This window comes from Amaricoccus sp. (genome assembly GCF_036846665.1).
Taxonomy (GTDB): domain Bacteria; phylum Pseudomonadota; class Alphaproteobacteria; order Rhodobacterales; family Rhodobacteraceae; genus Amaricoccus.
The window spans coordinates 1-1928 of the sequence record NZ_DAIUBO010000395.1; the positions used below are offsets into that span (position 1 = coordinate 1).

Annotated in this window: 3 protein-coding genes and 1 pseudogene; all 4 read left to right on the forward strand. The window is 73.1% G+C overall.

Translation table 11 applies throughout. The features are described 5' to 3' along the window. Positions 1–267: phage tail tube protein (locus tag V7050_RS20745; protein ID WP_324411245.1), on the forward strand; the 267-nt coding region annotated here is incomplete at its 5' end. Positions 268–271: 4 nt separating this feature from the next. Further along, positions 272–709 carry a hypothetical protein gene (locus V7050_RS20750; protein WP_324369230.1) on the forward strand — a complete coding sequence of 146 codons (438 nt, stop codon included), beginning with the start codon at positions 272–274 and terminating at the stop codon, positions 707–709. Then, the gene (locus tag V7050_RS20755; RefSeq protein ID WP_324369228.1) at positions 706–927 is read left to right on the forward strand and encodes a DUF7697 family protein; all 222 of its coding nucleotides are present in this window, start codon (positions 706–708) and stop codon (positions 925–927) included. Before V7050_RS20750 ends, V7050_RS20755 begins: the two co-directional genes overlap by 4 nt. Position 928: 1 nt before the next feature. Further along, positions 929–1928: pseudogene (locus V7050_RS20760) on the forward strand (phage tail tape measure protein); the annotation flags it as partial.

The following is a 1928-nucleotide window of genomic DNA, read 5'->3' on the forward strand; positions in this document are numbered from 1 at the left end:
ACCGGCCGGGTCGAGGTGCGCTTCGCCGACCAGGTGCTGGTGAACCAGGCCATCGCCGGCGATCCGTGCGAGCTGGAGTTCGGCTATGCGCTCCCTTCGGGCGAGAGCCTCACCTTCACCGTGCATGCAGTCTACCTGCCGCGGCCGCGGATCGAGATCTCGGGCCCACAGGGCGTGCAGGCGACCTTCGACTGGCAGGCGGCCCGGGACAGCACCCTCGGGCGCATGTGCACCGCCACCCTCATCAACGACATCGAGGAGTATTGATCCGATGCTTCGACTGGACCTGACCGCCGAGCTACGCTGGCTCGATCTCGGCCACGGCGTGCGCCTGTGCGTCGCCCCGCTCACCACTGCGCTTATGGTGGCGGCGCGCAGCGACGCGGCCGTCGAGGCGCTGCCCGAGACCGCCTCCGACGAGGAGCGGGCGCTTGTCTTCGCCAAGGCGATCGCCCGGCGCGCCGTCACCGACTGGGAGGGCGTCGGCGACGCCGACGGCAACCCGGTGCCGGTGACGCCCGAGGGCATCGACGCGCTGCTCGAGGTCTGGCCGATCTTCGAGGCGTTCCAGGCGGCCTACGTCTCGAAAGGCCTCTTGCTGGACGCGGAAAAAAACGTCTCCGCGCCCTCGCCGACTGGCACTTCGGCGGGGGCGACCGCTACTGCGCGGCCTGCGGCCAAACGTGCCCGGACTGCCCGGCGCGGTTGAACCGGCCGGAGAGCATCGAGGGCTGGCAGGTCTGGGACCTGGTCGGCCGTCTCGGCGGTCAGCTCCGGGTCATCCCCGGCGCGGTGATCGGCTGGGACATGGGCGCGGCGCTCTCGCTCGCAACCGCCCTAGGCATCGCGCCGATGGCCGCGGCCGAGCTGCTGCCGGAGATCGAGGCGGTGATGGTGCGCCGGCTCAACGAGACGATCGGAGACTGAGATGGCCGAGAAGCGCGTCAGCGTCCGGCTCGCGGTGGTCGGCGGGCGCGAGGTCCGGGCCGAGCTCGAAGGCGTCGGCGAGGCCGGCAACCGTGGCTTCGGCCGGCTGGGGCGCGAGATGGAGGCGGCGAACGCCCGGATGGCTGCCTTCTCGCGCCGAGTGAAGGTCGCTACCGCGGCGGCCATCGCCGCGGCGGCCGCCAGCGGCATCGCCATGGTCCGCTCCGGGCTCGCCACGATCGACGCTCAGGCGAAGCTCGCCCAGTCGCTCGGCACGACGGTCGCCTCGATCCAGGTGCTGGAGCGGGCAGGCGAGCTTGCCGGCGTCGCGATGTCCGGCATCGAGCAGGCGACCAAGGACCTGACCCGCCGACTGAGCCAGGCGGCCTCCGGCGCCGGGCCCGCGGCTGACGCGCTTGGCCGGCTCGGGCTCACGGCATCCGAGTTGCTCGCGCTGCCGCTCGACGAGCGGGTCGGCCGCATCAACCAGGCGATCGCCGACTTCGTGCCCGCGGCCGAGCGCGCCGCGGTCGCCGGCCAGCTCTTCGGTGAGGAGGGCTCGATCGCCATGTCGCGCATCGACACCGCCACCCTGCGCCAGGCGACCCAGGACGTGCGCGACTTCGGCGTCGTGGTCTCCGAGGCGGACGCAGACCGGATCGAGCGGGCGAACGACGCGATGTCGCGGCTCGGGCTGATCTGGCGCGGGCTCTCGAACCAGCTCGCGGTCGCCGCGGCACCTGCGCTCGAGGCTGTGGCGAACGCCATGGCGGCAGTTGCCCGCACCACCGGCCCGCTCGGGATCGCGATCCGCGGGCTCTTCGACAACCTCGGCCGGCTCGCGAGCTACGCGGCGACCTTCGCCGGCATCATGGCGGGGCGCTGGGTGGCGGGGCTCGTGGCTGCCGCGGTGTCGGTGCGCGGGCTCGCCACCGCCCTCGTCGTGCTGCGCGGCGCACTGATCCGCACCGGCATCGGGGCGCTGATCGTCGGCGCTGGCG